The sequence below is a fragment of the Inquilinus ginsengisoli genome (assembly GCF_050434925.1).
GTDB lineage: Bacteria > Pseudomonadota > Alphaproteobacteria > DSM-16000 > Inquilinaceae > Inquilinus > Inquilinus ginsengisoli_B.
Window position 1 is genome coordinate 146,656 of sequence record NZ_JBNDJK010000001.1, and the last position, 17,749, is coordinate 164,404.

Genomic DNA, 17,749 nt, shown 5'->3' on the forward strand with positions numbered 1-17,749 from the left:
GGCCGCACTGACCCAGGCGCCTGACCGATGCTCGGCTTTCTGGGGCGGCGGGTGGTGACGCTGCTGTTCACGCTGTTCGCCGCCTCGGTGGTGGTGTTCACCGTGCTGGAGGTGCTGCCCGGCGACCCGGCCCTGCTGATGCTGGGCACCGAGGCGCGCGAGGACACCCTGGCCGCCCTGCGCAGCCAGATGGGCCTCGACCGGCCGGCGCCGGTCCGCTACCTCGACTGGGTCGGCGGCGCCCTGACCGGCGATCTCGGCACCAGCTACACCTACAAGCTGCCGGTGGTGAAGCTGATCGGCGACCGGCTGGCGGTGACCGCGCCGCTGGCGCTGCTGGCCCTGCTGCTGTCGACCGCGCTGGCCATCCCGCTCGGCATGCTGGCGGCGGTGAAGCACAACCGCGTCGGCGACTGGGGGGTGATGGGGTTCAGCCAGCTCGGCCTCGCCGTGCCCAGCTTCTGGGTCGGCATCATGCTGATCTGGCTGTTCGCGCTGCAACTCGGCTGGTTCGGCGCCGGCGGCTTCCCCGGCTGGTCGGCCGGCTGGGGCGCGGCGCTGCAGGCCCTGGTGCTGCCGGCCGTGGCACTGGCCCTGACCGAGGCGGCGATCCTGGCCCGCATCGTCCGCTCGGCGATGCTGGAGACGATGCGCGAGGATTATGTCCGCACCGCCCGCGCCAAGGGCCTGTCGAAGGGCCAGGTGCTGCGCCGCCACGTGCTGCGCAACGCCCTGATCCCGGTCGCCACCATCGTCGGGCTGCAGTTCGGCTTCCTGATGGCCGGCGCGGTGGTGGTGGAGAACGTGTTCACCCTGCCCGGCCTGGGCCGGCTGGCCTTCCAGGCCATCGCCCAGCGCGACCTGATCGTGGTCAAGGACGTGGTGGTGCTTCTGGCCGCCATCGTCGTCACGGTCAACTTCCTGGTCGACGTGGTCTATGCCGTGATCGACCCGCGGCCGAAGCAGGCGGGGTGACGATGATCCGGCTGCTCGTCCATCGCGGCTTCGCCCTCGGCCTCGCCCTCTGCGCCGTCTTCATCGGCATGGCCGTGCTCAGCCTGGCCTGGACGCCGTTTCCGCCGAACGCCATCTCGATTCCCCAGAAGCTGCAGGCACCGGGTGCGCTGCACTGGCTGGGCACCGACCAGCTGGGCCGGGACACGCTGTCCCGCATCATGGTCGGCGCCCGCACCTCGGTCGCGGTCGGGGTGGTCGCGGTGGTGATCGGCCTGGTCATCGGCGTACCGCTCGGCCTGTGGGCCGCGGCGAAGCGCGGCTGGACCGACGAGATCCTGGGCCGCGCCGTCGACCTGACCTTCGCCTTCCCGGCGATCCTCAGCGCCATCCTGATCACCGCGCTGCTGGGCCCCGGCGCAGTCAACGCCATCCTGGCCATCGGCATCTTCAACATCGCCGTCTTCGCCCGGGTGGCGCGCGGCGCCGCCCTGGTGGTGTATGGCCGCGACTTCGTCCGCGCCGCCCAGTCGCTGGGCCGGTCGCGCCTGGACATCGCGCTGCGCCACGTGCTGCCGAACATGGCCAACGCCCTGATCGTGCAGGCGACGATCCAGTTCGCCATCGCCATCCTGGCCGAGGCGGCGCTGGGCTATCTCGGCCTCGGCACCCAGCCGCCGCAGGCCAGCTGGGGCAAGATGCTCCTCGATGCCCAGACCCTGCTGGCCCAGGCGCCGCTGCAGGCGGTGTTCCCGGGCCTGGCCATCGCCGTGGCGGTGCTGGGCTTGAACCTGATCGGCGACGGGCTGCGCGACCTGCTGGATCCGCGGATGAAGGTCGGCCGGCTCGGCTGACGCAAAAAACTTGCTCGTGACCACGATCATCGCGCGCACCTCCCGCCGGCCGGCGGATAGGGTCACGGCAATTCCACTCCATCCCGGGACCCGACCATGCAGCTGCTGTACCAGACCCATTCCCCCTATGCCCGCAAGGTGCTGGTGATGGCGCATGAGGCGGGGCTGGCCGGCCGGATCGAGGTGATCCATCACGAGACCAGCCCGACCCGGCGCAACGAGGCCGTGTTCGCCGCCAATCCGCTGGGCAAGGTGCCGGTGCTGATCTGCGACGATGATCTGGCGTTGTTCGATTCCGTGGCGATCTGCGACCATCTGGACCAGCTGCATGACGGCCCGAAGCTGATCCCGTTCGCCGGCCGGGCGCGAGCCCTGACGCTGCGGCTGCAGGCCCTGGCCCAGGGGCTGGCCGATGCCGGAATCGCCCTGCGCTGGGAGACGGAACGCCGGCCCGAGGCGCTGCGCTACCCCGCCCTGGCCGCGGGCCAGGCGGCGAAGCTGGTCGCGGCCTATGATTTCGTCGAGCGCGAGGTCGATCTGGAAGGCCCGGTCGAGTTGGGCCAGATCGCCCTGGCCACGGCCCTGAGCTGGCTGGAGTTCCGCAACCTGCCGGAATTCCGCCCCGGCCGGCCGCGCCTCTCCGCCTGGTTCGACGCGTTCAACTGCCGCCCGTCGATGAAGGCGACGCCGCTGTCGGGAGAAACCCAGGATTAGGCGACCACCAGATCCGTCGGCGCCAGGGTCAGGGCCTCGCAGCCGGTGTCGGTGACCAGCACGGTCTGGCCCGAGGTCATGGCCAGGCCCCGGTTGCTGTCGTAGAGGATGATGTGGATGAAGAACACCATCCCGGGCGCCGCCAGCGTCGGGTTGCCGTGGAAGAACATCGACAGGCTCGGCGAGTCCATCCAGTTCGGCGCGAAGGTGGTGCCGAGCGAATAGCCGCAGGCGTTCAGCCGGGCGTGGCGCAGCCCGGCGGCGTCGGCCACCCTGGCATGCGCGTCGAACACGTCGCCGAGCGGGTGGCCCGGCTTCAGCGCCGCCTTCGCCGCTTCCAGCGCTTCGACCGCCGCCTTATGCATCGCCCGGTGCTCCGGCGAGGCCTTGCCGACCAGCAGGGTGCGCATCAGGCAGGCGTGGTAGTGGCGGTAGGTGCCGGCGAATTCCAGCGTCAGCTGGTCCTCGGCCGAGAGGTGGCGCCGGCCGGTGAAGTAGCGGCACATCAGGGCGCCGGGGCCGGAGCCGATGATGAACTCGTTGGCCGGGTCGTCGCCGCCGCCGCGCCAGACCGCGCCCTGCATCGCCGCCAGGATGTCGCCCTCGAAGGCGCCGGGCCCGGTCAGCTTCACCGCCTCGTCATAGGCGGCGTCGGCCAGCTTCGCCGCCTCGCGCACATAGACCAGCTCGGCCGGGCTCTTGATCAGCCGGAAGCGGGAGACGAGATCGGACGCGTCCTCGTGTTCTGCATAGCCGTCGAGCTTGGCCTTGAGCCGGAAGCCGAGCGCCGCGGTCAGGCCATAGGCGTCCCATTCGACGCCGACCTTGTTGCCGCGGACATCGTATTCGTCGAGGATCGCCAGCAGGTCGTCCGCCGGCTCCGACCCCGCCCGGTCGACCCAGACCCGGACATCCTCGATCACCGAGGTGAAATAGGCCTGGCGCTCGTCGGCGGAGCGGGTCAGCAGCGTCATCCGGCCGTCGACGCCGAGCCACAGGCATTGGAAATAGACATAGCCGAAGGTGTCGTAGCCGGTCAGCCAGTACAGCGACTCCTGGCGGAACACCAGCAGGCCGTCGAGGCCGCGGGCGGCGATCTCCGCACAGATTCGGCGGCGGCGGTCCGCCAGCTCCGACGCCTCGAAATGGATCGGCATGGCGGCCTCAGCGCTTCTGGGCGCGGATCTCCGCGATCGGCTCGGCGTAGCGGTACTCGATGTCCCAGGGAAAGAAAATCCAGGTGTCCTGGCTGACCTCGGTGATGAAGGTATCGACCAGCGGCCGCCCGGCCGGCTTGGCGTAGACGGTGGCAAAATGCGCCTTCGGCAGCAGGTCGCGCACCACCCGGGCGGTGCGGCCGGTGTCGACCAGGTCGTCGACGATCAGCCAGCCCTCGCCGTCGCCCTGGACCGGCGCCTTCAGCACCTTGGATTCGCGCTGGTCCTGGTGGTCATAGGTCGAGACGCAGACCGTGTCGATCAGCCGGACGTCGAGCTCGCGCGCCAGGATCGCGGCCGGCACCAGCCCGCCGCGGGTGATGGCGACGATGCCCTTCCACGGCCCCAGCTCGGCCAGGCGCCAGGCCAGGGCACGGGCGTTGCGGTGCAGCTCCTCCCAGGAGACCGGGAAATCCTTCCGGAACGACGCGTGCTCGGCCATGGTCGGTTCTCCTACACCCCTGGGAATTGGCGCTTCATAGCGCAACCGGACCGGCACCGGAAGGGTGTGCCGGCCTTGATCCTGCCATGCTTGAAGCCAATTCTCCGTCCCGCAGCCCCAGCGGCTGCGCTGCATCAGAGAATCGGATGTTCCGCCTCGTCCTGACCGCCGGCCTTCTGGCCTTCATCGCCGGCCCCGCTTTGGCCGCCGAATCCTGCGACGTGAACGCCGAATCCGCGGCCGTGGTCGCGGCCTGGGGCGCCAAGGTGCGCGACGGGTCGATGCCCGAGGACAAGCTGTCCGCGATCTCCGGCAAGATCCAGTCGCTGCCCGCGATCAGCGCCCAGGACCCGAACAAGGCCTGCGCCGTCCTGGCCGAGATCAAGCGCGAGCTCGGCCTGTAGGGCCTCGGCTTCCCTCAGCGGAAGCCGACCATCGCCATCGCCCGCTGGACCTTCTCGGCCGGCCAGCGCTTGACCGCGCCCGGCGGCTCCTTGCGGCTGGTGACTGCCGTGCCCTCGCCGGGGTTCAGCGTCACCGAACCGGCGTCGGTCGAGACCTCGACCGCGCCATCGAGGACCAGGACGCCGAAGGCGCCGTCGATGGGGCCGGCGAAGAAGCGGGTGCCGCGCACCCCGAGCGTGGCCACCCCGGTCTCGATGGTCACGCTGTGGTTGGGCGCCTGCTCGATACCGCCGCCGCCGAACATGAAGGCGCCTTGCAGCCGGCGCAGCGCCAGGGCGGCGTTGCCATCGGCCCCGCCATAGGCGAAGCGGTCGACCGCCAGCCGGGCCGCCGGCCCCAGCGTCAATTCGGTGCCGTCGTCCAGCTTGACCTGCAGCCGCGACTGCGGGCCGGTCCACAGCGTGTCGTCGAGGAACACCGGCGACGCCGGGTCGAGCAGCCGGTCCTGGCCCTGGTAGTAGGCGCCGGCCGCCGGCTCCAGCCGGTCGACCTGGCCGATCTTCGGCCGGTCCTGCGCCAGCGCCGGGGCCGGCAGCAGCAGGCAGGCGAGGACCAGCCCGACGGAGCGTGAAAGTCGTGACATCGCAATCTCCCTTTCCGAGAGATCATGGTTCGGAGCGAGGCCGGCCGGTGTTACCTGGGTCATTGCGCAGCGCAACCGGGCCTTCCCGTGATGGAAGACAGCCCCTATCCTAGCGCAGCCAAGGCAGGAGAGTCCGAGTGGCGAGCCCGCATGTCTCACCCTCGTTGTGCCCTGCGCCGTCGCCACAGGCCGGCAGGACAGGAGAGCGGCGCAGCGCGATGCAGCGCATCGCGCAAGCCGTTCGACACACCATGCCGGCCTGTGGCGACGGCCCGAAGGGTCGCCTTGCGGCGGCCGCCTGCGGGCGCGGGCCGCTCGACCGTATGACCCGATACGCTCTTCGCGGCCCGCGCCCTCATTCGACTCACCGCAAGGCGACGCAGGGCGCAAGGAGGGTGAGACATGCGGGCTAACGTTCCGCCGGCGGAGAAGCGTCGCCTCCTCTCCGAAACCCCGTTCTTCGCCGCCTTCCCCCCGGCCCAGCGCGACGCCCTGGCCGCCCGGCTGACCGAGCGCAGCCACGAGGACGGCGACACCATCTTCCTGCGCGGCGACGAGAGCACCAGCCTGATGATCGTGGCCTCCGGCAGGGTGGCGCTGCGCCTGACCTCGCCGCAGGGGCGCGAGATCCTGCTCGCCATCCTCGAGACCGGTGAGATCTTCGGCGAGATGTCGCTCTTGGACGGCCGCGGCCGCAGCGCCGACGCCGTCGCCTTCGGCCCGTGCCGGCTGCTGAGCCTGGATCGCCGCGACATGCTACCGGTGCTGCAGGAGTCGCCCGAGGCCTGCATCAGGCTGCTGGAGCTGCTGTCGACCCGGCTGCGGCGCACCAGCGATCAGCTGGAGGGCGTGGCCCTGATGACCTTGCCGTCGCGGCTGGCGCGGCTGCTGCTGACGCTGAGCGAGACCCATGGCGGCCGGAATGCGGGCGGCGAGGTGCTGCTGCCGCTGGCCCTGTCGCAGCGCGACCTCGGCCAACTGATCGGGGCCAGCCGCGAGAAGGTCAACCTGCAGCTCGGCCGCTGGTCCGCCGAGGGGCTGCTGCGGCGGCAGGACGGGGCGTTGGTGATCTGCGACACCGAGGGGCTCGCCGACATCGCCGACGCCGGGGCGCCCTGACCCCATGCCCCGCCTCTGGCGCCGCTTCGGCCCGATCCTGCCCGGGCTCCTGGTCCTGGCCGCGCTGGTGGCGCTGCGCCTGGCCGATCCGGCGCCGATGGCGGCGCTGCGGCTGCAGGGCTTCGACCTGCTGCAGCGGCTGGCGCCGCGCGCCTACGACCCCGCCGTGCCGGTCCGCGTGGTCGCGATCGACGATGAATCCCTGCGCCGGCTCGGGCAATGGCCCTGGCCGCGCGACCGCCTGGCCCGGCTGGTCGACCGGCTGGCGCAGGCCGGGGCCGCGGCGGTCGTGCTCGACCTCGTCCTGGCCGAGCCGGACCGCACCGCCCCGGCCCTGATCGGAACCTTGCTGGCCGGCCGCGCCGACCCGGCCGTGCTGGCGGCGCTGACCCGGGACCTGCCGGACCCCGACCGCGACCTTGCCGAGGCGCTCGGCCGGACCCGCAGCGTCGTTGCCTTCGCCCCGGCCGAGGAGCCGGGCCGGCTGCCGCGCATCATCGCCAGCTTCGCCGAGATCGGGCCGGCGCGGCAGCGGCTCGACCGCTTCGCCGGGGCGGTGCCGAGCCTGCCGGAATTCGAAGCCGCGGCCTCGGGCGACGGCAGCATCGGCGCGCCGACGGGTCGGGACGAGGTGCTGCGGCGGCTGCCTGCCGTCTCCCGGCTCGGCGACACCCTGATCCCATCGCTCGCGGTCGAGGCGCTGCGGGTGGCCCAGGGCGCCGGCACCGTGACGCTGCGGGCCGCACCCGACGGCCCGGGGCTGGATGCGATCCGGATCGGCGAGGTGATCCTGCCGGTGGCACCGGACGGCCAGTTCTGGCTGCACTTCACGCCGGATACGCCGGAGCGCCAGATGGCGGCGTGGCGGGTGCTGGACCCTGCCGTGCCGGAAGCCGAGCTGGCGACGGCGCTGCGCGGGCGGATCGCGCTGATCGGCGTCACCGCCACCGGCTTCGGCGACACCGTGCTGACGCCGCTGCGCGACCGCATCGCCGGCGTCACCGCCCATGCCGAGGCGCTGGAGCAGATCCTGCTCGGCCGCCACCTGACGCGCCCGGCCTGGGGCATGGCGCTTGAGATCGGGCTGCTGTTGGCGCTCGGCCTCGCCCTGGTCGCCTCGTGGCGGCGGCTGCCGGCGATCGTCTCGGGCAGCCTCGTGGTCCTGGCCATGGTCCCGATCGCTGCCGGCGCCTTCCTGGCCTATCGCCAGGCTGGGCTGCTGCTGGATCCGACCCTGCCGATGCTGGGCCTGCTGCTGACCCACGGCGCGGTCGCGGCGACGGCGCAATGGCGGGTCGAGCGCGACCGCCGTGCCATCCGCACGGCCTTCGCGCAATATCTCGCCCCAGCCCTGGTGGCCCGGCTGGCGGAGCATCCCGAGCGGCTGCGGCTGGGCGGCGAATGGCGCGAAATGTCATTCATCTTCACCGACATCGCCGGCTTCACCAGCCTCAGCGAGATGGTGCCGCCGGACCGGCTGGTGGCGACGCTGAACGTCTATTTCGACGGTGTCTGCGGCTGCGTGCTGGAGGCTGGCGGCACCATCGACAAGATGGTCGGCGACGCGCTGCACGCGATGTTCGGCGCGCCGGTGGACCAGCCCGATCATGCCGAACGCGCCGTCGCCTGCGCCCTGGCGATCCACCGCTTCACCACCGGCTTCGCCGCTGCTCGCCGGGCCGAGGGCATGCCCTTCGGCCGCACCCGGATCGGCGTCGCCACCGGCAGCGCCGTGGTCGGCAATTTCGGCAGCCGTCACCATTTCGACTACACCGCCTACAGCGAGGTGGTGAATCTGACGGCGCGGCTGGAGAATGCCAACAAGAGGCTGGGCACGCCGCTCTGCGTCTCCGCCGCCACGGCCAAGGCCTGCCCGGACCGGCGGTTCCGCCCGGTCGGGCGGCTGCTGCTGCGCGGCGTCGGCGCCCCGGTCGAGGCGCTGATCCCGGACGAGCTCTGCCCTGCCCCCGCCGAGGCCTATGCCGCGGCCCATGCGGCGCTGCGCCGGGGCGAGGCCGGGGCCGCGATGCTGTTCGCGGCGCTGACGGCGGACCATCCGGAGGACCCGCTGGCGCGGCTGCACACGAGGCGCCTGTCAGAGGGCGCCAAGGACGACCTGATCTCGGTTGATTGAGGGATCAGCGGTGGCGGCGTGGCAGGCGGATGACGGCCGTCTGCCGGGTCGGCGCCCACACTGTCCAGCGGGGCGGCTGGGCCACCCAGCGATGCGAGATCTGGGTCGGCCGCTCCATGTCGTCCTCCTGCCGGGCGGCACGGCACAGGGCGAGGCCGTAGAACAGGGCAAGCGCGAGACCACCGATGAGAACCGCGAGCATCATCCGTACCTCCTGGTCCAGAAACGATGCAGCTGCCCCATCGGTTCCGCAGCGGACGGGGACAGGCGCAAACGTCGCGGACGGCGTATGCTTCGGATCGGAAGGAAGGAGGCTGGCTGGGGCGCTAGGATACGCAGACAGCCGACTCTCAACCCCTTCAACACGCTCATTCTTATTGCATTTCAATGGCCTATGCAATAGCAACCTGTATCATCAACCTGTATCATCAGCCCACCGAGGCGAAGCGTTTGAGCGACCTCCGATACCTCCTGAAAAGAGGCCATTCTTGGTACTTTAGGATGGCCGTGCCGAGGGATCTTCGGCCCATCTTGAAGCGGCCGACCATCGTTCAGGCGATGAACACCCGCGACCTCACCCGCGCCAAAGCCGAGCGGTGGGCGATGGCGACGGCATGGACAGCCAAGTTTCAGCAACTCCGGGTCGAGGCCGGCGCAGAGCCGGACAGCCGCGATCCCCGCGAGGTCTACCGCCAGACCCTCGAATGGGCACGGGGCGCGTTTCCCGAGTCGCCCGACCACGCGGGCGGCCCAGACGATGAAGACCCGAGCGCCATCGGGCTGGAGCTGGAGGCGGAAGAGTTCCGCGAGCGGCTGGATCGGGAGGAGTTTGAGGGTATCCCGGCGAACTTCACTCCCCAGGAGAGCGCCAGGTTAGCCGCGCTGACTTCCCGTATGAGCGAACTTTCGGGGCGCCGGACGGAGACCCCGCCGGAATTCCGGATGAGCTTTCAGGAGGCATCCGCTGGCTATCTGAGGGACCGGAAGCGCGATCCTGCCGAGCGCCCCACCGAACAGACCCTCGCCCAGGCGGAGGCCGTCTATCGGCTCTTCGGCGGGTTCTGGAAAGAGCGTCCCTTCGGGGAACTCAAGGGCGCCGATGCCGCCGAGTTCCTGGATATCATCGGAAGCTTCTCCCCCACCTGGGGCCGCTCTCCGGAGACCAAGAAGCGCACCTTCGAGGAGCTGAGGGCGCTCTTCGGGGGCCAGGAGCGGGGCCTCTCGAACCGCACCCTCAACCGTTACATCGGCGACCTTTCGGCCGCGTGGGAGTGGGCGGAGAAGCGTGGCGGCGTGAAGGGGAAGAACCCCCTCGATGGCCTGTGGAAGAAGACCGCGAGCAGTCGGCAAACGGGCTACCTGCCCTTCTCGGTCGATCAGCTCAATGCGATCTTCAAGGGCACCAATGAGCTGCGCCGGACGCCGTACCGAAGGGCCTTTTGGTGGGTGCCTCGTATCGCCCTCTTCTCCGGAATGCGGGTCGAGGAGATATGCGCGCTGGACCGGGAGGAGGTCTTGGAGGAGGACGGCGTACCGTTCTTCGACATCACCGCGGCGAAGACCGTTGCGGGCATCCGGAAGGTCCCCATCCATTCGGCCCTTATCGGTCTCGGCCTGATGGACGATCTGCCGAAGGCCGGGCCGATCTTCCCCGAGTTGAAGCCGGGCGGCCTCGACGGGAAGCGCAGCCACTACTACGTCAAGCGGTTCTCCGCCCTCACCCACCGGCTCGGGATCAGCCAGATTGATCCAGCCACGGGGAAGGACCGCCTGGCCTTCCACAGCTTCCGGAAGTGTGTCGGGACGGCCCTGGAGCGCGCTCAGGTGGCCGAGAGTGACGCGGTGCAGGCCCTCGGCCACGAGAAGCTGTCGATGAGTTACAGCGTTTACAGCCTGGGCCTGACCCTGCCTCAGGTGCGAGACCGCGTCGTGGAGAAGATCGTGTACCCGAAGCTGGACCTTGAAGGGCTCCGGAGGGGCAATGAAAAACACCTTTAGCATTGTGATATCGATTGCCTCCCTGGCGATTGCGACAATCACGTTGATGGCTACGGTCTCACCCGATGATCTGTTAGGCAATCTCGCAAAGTATGTCCCCGCGCGATCAATACTGGTTCCTCTAATGGTGCTGGCCTTGTCCGCTTTGTGCTTTGAAGCAGGTCGCAGAATTGGAGCACTCTCCTCTCGCAAGGCCAAATCTGTGGATCAGAGATTAGTCCAGCTCGTTCTAAATGCGCGACTTATTCACGACAACCTCTTGTCATATGGAACTGTGGATATGGGAGAAATTGCCGCCCATATGTCGAGGATCGAGCGATCTGACCATCCGATCTGGGTGGACCAGAAGGCTTGGAACGCGCGGGCTGTGTTCCTCCGCCACGCGGAAGATGCAGCGAAAGCCCGGAGTGGCCGGCAGGATTTCCCGACCCCCATGGCCCGGAGCGAGGCAAAGGACTATCTAGATAATGCAACTGAGCGTTTAATTGCCGCCCTCAACAAGCAGAGGATGCCGCCGCTATTCGATCCCTACGATGGCGAACAGCCTTCATTGTGGAAGCGATGGCCCCAGAGGATGAAGGACTTGGCTCGCCGCTCCCGAAGCTGACCGCGGTGTATAGCACCACCACCAACACCAACCTACTCTCGATGGCCCTCCCCTCCGAACTGGACCTATGGCGTACCGCTCAGGCGCTCGTGAAGCAGCACGGCGAAAGGGCGCCCGAGGAGGCCCGCAAGAGGGCCGAGAGGTTTGCCGAAGAGGGCCGTTTGGTGTGGCTCGCGGTGGCCTCTAGGTGCGAGGAGCTGTTGCAGGAGCAGGGACAGCGGCAATAGGTTCAACCCTTGCATCACCCGCGCGGCCGGAATGCCGGTTACGGCCTCGGCTTCTCGGTGTCCGTGCTGGCGGACTGGCTGGGCCGGGCCATGGTTCCTGAGCGACCTGCTAAGGCACGAACTTGCCTTGCATCGGAGTATTCTGGAGATACGCGGCCAAATTCGGCCACTGCGCAGAAACATTGGATGCAGCCTGCGTGAGCAAAAGAAACAGCCATAGCAAGTTACCTTCTGGGGATTGCGTTGTCATCCTCTTGCTCTGCGGATATGTAGCTCGGCCTTCATCAGTTACGAAAGATATAGGAAACACATCGAATACTATTGTTCCCATGCCCAGACATATCACTGCGTCGATGCTCTCGCACATGATACGTGATCGCTCATCCCTTGTCGGCGGAAGAAGTGCGCGATTGAGCCCTTGGGCCGCTTCTGCTGCCAGCAACCAGCTTTGCACAGTCGAAATCTGAGCTGGCCCATTGTAAGAAACCAGTATCGAAATGATGCCCGGCGGCACCCAACCCATACTGAAGCTTGATAGTAAGTTTCTCTGGAGACGTTTTGCCCTCGCCGCACTCTTGGTCGCAGTGTCGATCTCCGCGGCTGTTAGAAGGGATTTTACCTCTATTATGGCAATGACGGACTCCGCTAGAAATGCTGATATTCCGCCTCCGAAATCGATTTTTGGATACTCTGAATTATAAACGACTATATCGAACTGATTGCGTTGTTGCCGCGGGGTGGAATTTGCATCAATTATTTCACCGGTCCCCACGGCGAGCTTCGCGCTAAGATGACCGGTTAAGAATTGCTTGATAAAAGCCTCGCGTGGCGTTCCTCTATGCAACGTATGTCCGGAGTTGGCGGGTATCTGAGACGTTGCAAGCAGTTGCCTCTCCACAGCGTCCAGGTGTGACTTTAGCAAGTGACCCTCCGCATTCATAAAATCGGCATCATAGAAGAATTGCCGCAATTCGTGTCGGTTATGAGGAGAATTGTAAGTCGTTCTCCTTGATCAACACGGCCCGCTCTCACAGGGGTACCCATCCCGATCCCTGTCGAGCCTGTAGAGCCCACATTGGTTCAGATAGAAGTTCGCCTCGGCGCACGAGTTCATCTGGCCGCACGTGCTTTTGCCCCCACAGGTGAACCCTGAGTTCACCTTCCGGCTCTGCCTTGCGGGCGCGGCCGGGGCCTCGGCCTGCGGCGCCTCAAACAGCGTCGCTGGGCGGGCCGTGGGGGCTGCCCTGGGTGTCGGCGTGGCGGGCGGCGCCTCTACCGTGTCCACCGGCCCCAGGAAGCGCCCGCTGACCCACCCAAGGCGCCCCTGATAGGACACCTCCATCCAGGTCTCCCCGTCGACCTCCTGGGCGTCCCCTGTGTGCATCACGATGGTCCCCCGAGGGAGCGGGTCGCCGTGGCGGTCATAGCCGGTGCCAGGCCCTTTCCGCATGTTCAGGGATTGGGCCGTGACCTTCCTGGGCGAGGGCGTGAGGGAACGTGTCAAGTCCACTTTACGGGTGGATGCAGGGGACGCCGGGGGGATGATGGTGGGGCGAGATGGATCGAGGCGGGCGCTCGGCGTCAGGGTTGGCGGGGTGGGCAGCGAGGGAGCCGCTGGGGCAGTCGCATAGGTCACGTACTGGGGCGTGGAGGGACGGTCCCCGATGCATTTGCCCAGGGCGACGAGGACGATGAGCCCGAGAAAGAGGGCTCCGGGTTTGGCCTTGGCCAATGAGGTGATCCGAAAAGGTATATAAAATCGCCTTCAAGAGTACTCGGTCCTATCCCACGGGGGAAGGGCCGAAGCGCAACTCTTCGGCCACGGAGCCGTGCTGCCGGTTTGCCTCATGGTTGCCTGATCGCGTCGATTGCTGTACAAACTCATTATATACAAATCGCATATTGGAGTACTGAATATGTCGATATTCGCCGTCTCAGTTCTCATAGAATACGACGAGACCTATTCGGATCGCCGGACAAGTGTATATGAGAAAATAAATTCTCTGTCTGTCGGAGGCGAAATGTGGACTGAATTAACTTCACTGTACGTACTTCAGAGTTATGAGACAACTGAAAAACTTGCTGACCAGATCGCATATTATACTAAGTTTAGCCTCAGCAAGGACTCTCTTCTGGTCATAAATTTGTCAATCGATCTCCATCAGACTAGAGGAAAATTCTCTAATCTCTTCCTTCTGGAAAAGCTGATGGCTGGCAGATAATCGCATTTCGGGTGCGCTGATGCCGGTGTCTTAATAATCAATCCCTTCTAGGCGCCCTCAGTTCAATCCTACAGGCCACCTCAGACCCACACCCGGTGCACCTCAGCGCCATCTCGATCCTGAACAGCCGGGCGTCCTGGCCGAAGCGCTTCATGAGCCGCTTCCGGTCCAGCTCCCGCCGCCGGTTGCACCTCCCGCACTTCGCCACGATGCCGGTCAGGGACGAGACATCGGACAGCCGCATCCCGATTTCCCAGTTGTTCTGAACACGGTCCCTCACCTGGGGCGTTGGCGCCCCTTTCCCGCGTCACCGAAGATGCGCCCTTCCGCGGCCTCGATCCCGTCCCTGAGGACCGCGGTGATCTCGTCATCGTCCATGCCCAGCTCTCTGGCGCCCCATATGACCTCCTCGCGGCGCGCCTTCATGGCCTCGGCAAGGAGATGCGGGCCGCTGGAGTTGGGGTTGAGGGCTGCCCGTAGGTCTTCGCTGAAGGGGCCGCGACGGTGCTTCATGGGGAGATGCCTGGCGAGTGGAGCCGATCAGTGCAGTGGGGCGGCGCTCGCAACCACGGGGATGCCCCTCGCTTGTGCGGTAGGCTCGACCTCGCCGCAGAATGCGTATAGGGCCGCATTGATCCGCTTGTGGTCGTCTAGGTCGATCCGGCCGCGCCGCTCGATCAGTCTGGCGTCGGCCACGATCTGCTCGTAGGGCTTCGCCGCCATCCTGATGGAGATATCCATGTAACGGAGGAAAGCGTCGCACATCCGCTGAGGGTCGCCGCTCCGCATGGCCTTCAAAGCCTTCCGGGTTGCAGCCTCGAATTCAACTATGTCGGCCGCGACCGGGGCGGCGGTGTTCAGCATGGACATTGCATTCTCCTCGCAGGGTGCGGCTCATTCCGCCGCGATTGAGAACAGGTCGGCCGCTTCGGGCTCGGCTTCATGGACAGGCCGGGCGCCGCCCACCGGCCAGCTCGCCATCAGATCGGTCGGATAGGGCTTCAGCATCGCCAAGCGCTCGGCCTCGGTGCTCTCGACTTCGCCGAGCCACACCGGCCACTGGTCGGGATCAAGGATCACCGGCATGCGGTGGTGGACCTCCGCCACGATGGCATTGGCGTCGGTGGTGATCACCGTATAGGTCTTGATCCACTGCCCTGTGCTGGGGTCTCGCCAGCCCTCCCACAGGCCGGCCAGGGCAAGGTGCGAGCCGTCTGCCCTGCCGAAGGCATACTTCCGGCCGCGCGGCTTTCCGATGGTCTTGCGCTCAATGAACTCGCTGGCCGGCACGATGCAGCGGCGGCGAGCGAATGCGTCCCTGAAGGACGGCTTCTGGTGCAGGGTCTCGGCCCTGGCATTGTACAGCTTGGCCCCGATCGAAGGATCTTTGGCCCAGCGGGGGATCAGGCCCCATTGCAGCAGATCGGCATAACGCTTGCCGGTATCAGCGTGGAAGCGGATGACGATCCCGCGATCTCCCGGCTGATTGTCCTCGGGCTCTCGCTTGCCCTTCCCCTGGCCAGCTTCAGCGGTCAGTCGGTAGAGCGCATGGATGTCGGGGTAGCTCAGCCTATTGGTGTTCTCGCCGCACATAGCGGCCTCCTATTCTGGGTCGATGCTCAGCGCCCGGAGATGCAGCTCAGCAACGGCAAGGCCTTTGGCGAGCAGAGAGGCGATTTCGTCCTCGCGAAGGCCCAGTTCTAGGCCGCGCCATCGCAGCTCATTGCGGGTGATGGCGTCTTCAATCTCGACATCGACCAGCTTGGTTTCGAGATCGCGGGGCATCGTTCATTTCCCCACCGGAAGACGCGCGCCGAAGACCTCGCAGAAGGTCCGAACCTCGTCCCAAAGCTCCTCATCGGTGCAGCTCAAGGCCTCCGCAGGGAACGCCGCAGTGTCGACCGGCAAGCTACCGTCGCGGGCAACCTTCTGAAGCTCGGCCAAGGCGTCCGTCAGCTTGGCGGGCTCGCGGCCAGCGATGCCCTCGTTAATCCATCGGGCCGCTTGCCAGAAGGCAGCGCGCTCATTGGCGCCGAGCGGCATCGCACAGGCCGGGTCTATGTCGCCCTCCCGATCCTGCCCCCTCGCGCGCAGCAGTCGGTCACCCATCAACTTCAGGCATTCGAGCCCGATGCTCCGGGCCGCAGGGCCAAGTGCTCTGCCTCGCAAAGCGTTGGCGACCACCGAGGGAAGAGCGTCCATGTTCGTTCCTCGATCACGTCATGTTCTCTCTCCGTTCTAGTCCTGGAGGCATGCGGAGTCGAGTCGATTGGTAAAATGCTGGATATTGATGGCCCGCCGCTGGCCCATCCCCAACATCTAGAGGCATCTGTCGGTGATGGCGGGATCAGCCCTGGAAATCTGCCGAGTCCCTACGGTGCCTCCACGGGCTCGATCTCAGACAGCCCAGGCTATATCCCCGCGGCCTTCGCAGCCGCCAGCTCGGCAGCCCGGATCATTTTGGCGTGGCGCGGCCCCGGCTCGGGTTCTACCAGCCAGACGATTTCAAGGGCGCCCTCAGGGGTGATCCAGAACCGGCCCCGCAGCGAGCCATAGGACAAGCTCCCGCCCGCACGGCGATCCCAGCGTGCAGTCCAATCGGATGCGTCGATCCCGCGTGCCATGGCGAGCCTCCGGGCAGCCTTTCCGCCGCCTTCCCTGGCATCAACACGTGCATTGACGCTTTCGGTTCGTTAAGCCCGATAGTCCCGCTGCGGCGCGTGGGGCGCCGGCAAGGTCACTGGAACGGCAACGCGGGCACGCTCCGGCCACCGAAGGGACCGGTACGAAGTGGATCAGGGGTGGGGATTTTCCGTTGGCAAGGGACTGGCGAAGCCGGCATCATATCTCGATTAAGGTCGGCGATGGTGTCGGCCAAATACGCATTGAGGTGATCGATTGTTCGTAAAGATGGGCCACATTATCGGCACTACCTCTCGCCTGCCGTTCACAGCTTTTGAAGTAAAGATACTGATCGAGGCGATGGAGAACGGAAGATCCAAAGGTCGCGACCTCGCCTTGCATCCCGTATATGTGAATAACTTTGAAGAGGTTGTTTCGGAAGGCGTCATAGCACTGAGCTCCCCGTTGCAGCTTCAACGAGATTTCGTGTTCGTGAAGGTGAATGCCGGTCGGGGGTTCTTCGGCCGCCAGAAGGCCGGGTACGCCTCGTTTATCGGGTCGGTGATGGGTGACGAGTTCACGCCGGGTGCCGTCTTCAAGTCCTGGATGGTCGCGGCGACCTCGATAGGCAACGTCTACCGGGGGATGGGCCTCCGCTAAGCAGGATCGCTGCGGACGGGCTCCGAACGGAATAAAAGGGGGTCGAGCGGAACCGGTGGAGCTTGAGACCTGTACCGCCGCTCGCGACGGCACCGAGCCCGACAGGCAAGCGTTAGGCGACCGTAGACGGGGGGCTGGACGGGTCGATAGTCACGCGTTGCTGGATCACCGGTAGTGCGGCCTTGTGGCCCTTCCTGGGCTCCCTCGGGTACCGTCCGGTGGTCGGATCGAGCCCGTGCTGTGCACAATATTCGCGCCGTTCGGCCCTCGCCTGCTCCTGGGCCTCGGTCGTCACCTCCTGCCGGTCCCGGCCGGTGGCCACCTGACTCTCGATCCAGGCCATCCAGCGGGCATAACGCTCGGCGCCGGCGGCTTGGTACGCGGCGTGGGCGGCATTGTCAGCGGCCTTTCTCTCGGCTGCCAACTGGGCTTTTGTCGGTCCCCTGACCTTGGCCAGCGAGACCCAGGTGGTCTTTCTCATCACCCCCGTAGCGGCGTCGCCTTCGCCCCTGGCGCTGACCTTCTTCAAGCCGATGTTCACCCGGCGGAGGTCCGTTCGATCCGAGGTCCGGTATACCAACCGGTGGTTCGGCGTGGCCTCCAAGATCAGGCGGGCGACCTGGACGATCTTCCCGCGGTGGGTGGTGCGGATGGCGGGCTTCCGGTTCAAGCCGACGCCGCTGGTCCCTAGGTACCAGTTCGGGGAGACGCCACGGGCGAGGAGCGCATCCCAATCGGCACGATCTACAGTGCAGGTTCCCCCTCCCTTCGCTAGAGAAACGATGGCGATGGGGTTGCCGTAGTCGTCGAGGGCAAAGGCCGGCGGGCGGAGCATGGTGCGGGGCCGCCCACGCTTCTTAGCGGTCTTGGTCATGGTGATCCTTCTGTTGGAAACGAAGAAGCCCGCCTCGGGGATGAGCCGGGCGGGCTG

22 protein-coding genes are annotated in these 17,749 nt (G+C 66.6%); 9 read left to right on the top strand and 13 right to left on the bottom strand.

Annotation, left to right across the window (positions count from 1 at the left end; translation table 11 throughout):
* Nucleotides 1-27 precede the first annotated feature (27 nt).
* The 3 genes from QFZ27_RS00745 to QFZ27_RS00755 all read left to right on the top strand — a co-directional run bounded on the left by QFZ27_RS00745 (nucleotide 28) and on the right by QFZ27_RS00755 (nucleotide 2,522).
* Entirely contained in the window at nucleotides 28-975 is a 948-nt protein-coding gene (locus QFZ27_RS00745; RefSeq protein ID WP_429224167.1) for an ABC transporter permease, read from the top strand.
* Between the two features lie 2 nt (nucleotides 976-977).
* Nucleotides 978-1,808, top strand: a complete 831-nt coding sequence (locus QFZ27_RS00750; protein ID WP_429224168.1) for an ABC transporter permease — start codon at nucleotides 978-980, stop codon at nucleotides 1,806-1,808.
* A gap of 96 nt (nucleotides 1,809-1,904) precedes the next feature.
* Complete coding sequence (locus QFZ27_RS00755; RefSeq protein WP_429224169.1) at nucleotides 1,905-2,522, top strand: glutathione S-transferase family protein; 618 nt, start codon at nucleotides 1,905-1,907, stop codon at nucleotides 2,520-2,522.
* Here the strand turns inward: QFZ27_RS00755 and QFZ27_RS00760 are convergent.
* Complete coding sequence (locus tag QFZ27_RS00760; RefSeq protein WP_429224170.1) at nucleotides 2,519-3,679, bottom strand: M24 family metallopeptidase; 1,161 nt, start codon at nucleotides 3,677-3,679, stop codon at nucleotides 2,519-2,521. The genes QFZ27_RS00755 and QFZ27_RS00760 overlap by 4 nt on opposite strands.
* A gap of 7 nt (nucleotides 3,680-3,686) precedes the next feature.
* Nucleotides 3,687-4,181: a xanthine phosphoribosyltransferase gene (gpt, locus tag QFZ27_RS00765; RefSeq protein WP_429224171.1), complete on the bottom strand. Its 495-nt coding sequence runs from the start codon at nucleotides 4,179-4,181 to the stop codon at nucleotides 3,687-3,689.
* Between the two features lie 146 nt (nucleotides 4,182-4,327).
* Between gpt and QFZ27_RS00770 the strand changes: the two genes are divergently transcribed.
* A complete protein-coding gene (locus QFZ27_RS00770; RefSeq protein ID WP_429224172.1) occupies nucleotides 4,328-4,585 on the top strand; it encodes a hypothetical protein in 258 nt (85 codons plus the stop codon).
* A gap of 14 nt (nucleotides 4,586-4,599) precedes the next feature.
* Here the strand turns inward: QFZ27_RS00770 and QFZ27_RS00775 are convergent, their stop codons facing one another.
* Nucleotides 4,600-5,229: a FecR family protein gene (locus tag QFZ27_RS00775; protein ID WP_429224173.1), complete on the bottom strand. Its 630-nt coding sequence runs from the start codon at nucleotides 5,227-5,229 to the stop codon at nucleotides 4,600-4,602.
* 402 nt (nucleotides 5,230-5,631) lie between these two features.
* Between QFZ27_RS00775 and QFZ27_RS00780 the strand changes: the two genes are divergently transcribed.
* Nucleotides 5,632-6,348: a Crp/Fnr family transcriptional regulator gene (locus QFZ27_RS00780; RefSeq protein ID WP_429224174.1), complete on the top strand. Its 717-nt coding sequence runs from the start codon at nucleotides 5,632-5,634 to the stop codon at nucleotides 6,346-6,348.
* Between the two features lie 4 nt (nucleotides 6,349-6,352).
* Nucleotides 6,353-8,482: a CHASE2 domain-containing protein gene (locus QFZ27_RS00785; RefSeq protein ID WP_429224175.1), complete on the top strand. Its 2,130-nt coding sequence runs from the start codon at nucleotides 6,353-6,355 to the stop codon at nucleotides 8,480-8,482.
* A 4-nt stretch (nucleotides 8,483-8,486) separates the two neighbouring features.
* On the opposite strand, the gene QFZ27_RS00790 is transcribed toward QFZ27_RS00785, so the two are convergent.
* Entirely contained in the window at nucleotides 8,487-8,687 is a 201-nt protein-coding gene (locus QFZ27_RS00790; RefSeq protein WP_429224176.1) for a hypothetical protein, read from the bottom strand.
* 182 nt (nucleotides 8,688-8,869) lie between these two features.
* Here QFZ27_RS00790 and QFZ27_RS00795 point away from each other — a divergent pair, with 182 nt between their 5' ends.
* On the top strand, nucleotides 8,870-10,480 hold the full coding sequence (locus QFZ27_RS00795) for a DUF6538 domain-containing protein (protein ID WP_429224177.1): 1,611 nt from the start codon (nucleotides 8,870-8,872) through the stop codon (nucleotides 10,478-10,480).
* A complete protein-coding gene (locus QFZ27_RS00800; protein ID WP_429224178.1) occupies nucleotides 10,464-11,087 on the top strand; it encodes a hypothetical protein in 624 nt (207 codons plus the stop codon). The genes QFZ27_RS00795 and QFZ27_RS00800 overlap by 17 nt, the downstream gene beginning before the upstream one ends.
* Nucleotides 11,088-11,423: 336 nt before the next feature.
* On the opposite strand, the gene QFZ27_RS00805 is transcribed toward QFZ27_RS00800, so the two are convergent.
* The 8 genes from QFZ27_RS00805 to QFZ27_RS00840 form a co-directional block, all read right to left on the bottom strand.
* Nucleotides 11,424-12,284 carry a DUF6602 domain-containing protein gene (locus tag QFZ27_RS00805; RefSeq protein WP_429224179.1) on the bottom strand — a complete coding sequence of 287 codons (861 nt, stop codon included), beginning with the start codon at nucleotides 12,282-12,284 and terminating at the stop codon, nucleotides 11,424-11,426.
* 42 nt (nucleotides 12,285-12,326) lie between these two features.
* Entirely contained in the window at nucleotides 12,327-12,764 is a 438-nt protein-coding gene (locus tag QFZ27_RS00810) for an excalibur calcium-binding domain-containing protein (protein ID WP_429232405.1), read from the bottom strand.
* Between the two features lie 1,048 nt (nucleotides 12,765-13,812).
* Nucleotides 13,813-14,049 carry a hypothetical protein gene (locus QFZ27_RS00815; RefSeq protein ID WP_429224180.1) on the bottom strand — a complete coding sequence of 79 codons (237 nt, stop codon included), beginning with the start codon at nucleotides 14,047-14,049 and terminating at the stop codon, nucleotides 13,813-13,815.
* Nucleotides 14,050-14,076: 27 nt separating this feature from the next.
* The gene (locus QFZ27_RS00820; RefSeq protein ID WP_429224181.1) at nucleotides 14,077-14,406 is read right to left on the bottom strand and encodes a hypothetical protein; all 330 of its coding nucleotides are present in this window, start codon (nucleotides 14,404-14,406) and stop codon (nucleotides 14,077-14,079) included.
* Between the two features lie 24 nt (nucleotides 14,407-14,430).
* Complete coding sequence (locus QFZ27_RS00825; protein ID WP_429224182.1) at nucleotides 14,431-15,129, bottom strand: SOS response-associated peptidase; 699 nt, start codon at nucleotides 15,127-15,129, stop codon at nucleotides 14,431-14,433.
* A 9-nt stretch (nucleotides 15,130-15,138) separates the two neighbouring features.
* On the bottom strand, nucleotides 15,139-15,321 hold the full coding sequence (locus QFZ27_RS00830; RefSeq protein ID WP_429224183.1) for a hypothetical protein: 183 nt from the start codon (nucleotides 15,319-15,321) through the stop codon (nucleotides 15,139-15,141).
* A 3-nt stretch (nucleotides 15,322-15,324) separates the two neighbouring features.
* Entirely contained in the window at nucleotides 15,325-15,738 is a 414-nt protein-coding gene (locus QFZ27_RS00835) for a hypothetical protein (RefSeq protein ID WP_429224184.1), read from the bottom strand.
* A 209-nt stretch (nucleotides 15,739-15,947) separates the two neighbouring features.
* A complete protein-coding gene (locus QFZ27_RS00840; protein ID WP_429224185.1) occupies nucleotides 15,948-16,160 on the bottom strand; it encodes a hypothetical protein in 213 nt (70 codons plus the stop codon).
* Nucleotides 16,161-16,446: 286 nt separating this feature from the next.
* Between QFZ27_RS00840 and QFZ27_RS00845 the strand changes: the two genes are divergently transcribed.
* A complete protein-coding gene (locus tag QFZ27_RS00845) occupies nucleotides 16,447-16,818 on the top strand; it encodes a hypothetical protein (protein ID WP_429224186.1) in 372 nt (123 codons plus the stop codon).
* A 112-nt stretch (nucleotides 16,819-16,930) separates the two neighbouring features.
* On the opposite strand, the gene QFZ27_RS00850 is transcribed toward QFZ27_RS00845, so the two are convergent.
* Complete coding sequence (locus QFZ27_RS00850) at nucleotides 16,931-17,692, bottom strand: hypothetical protein (protein ID WP_429224187.1); 762 nt, start codon at nucleotides 17,690-17,692, stop codon at nucleotides 16,931-16,933.
* Nucleotides 17,693-17,749 lie beyond the last annotated feature (57 nt).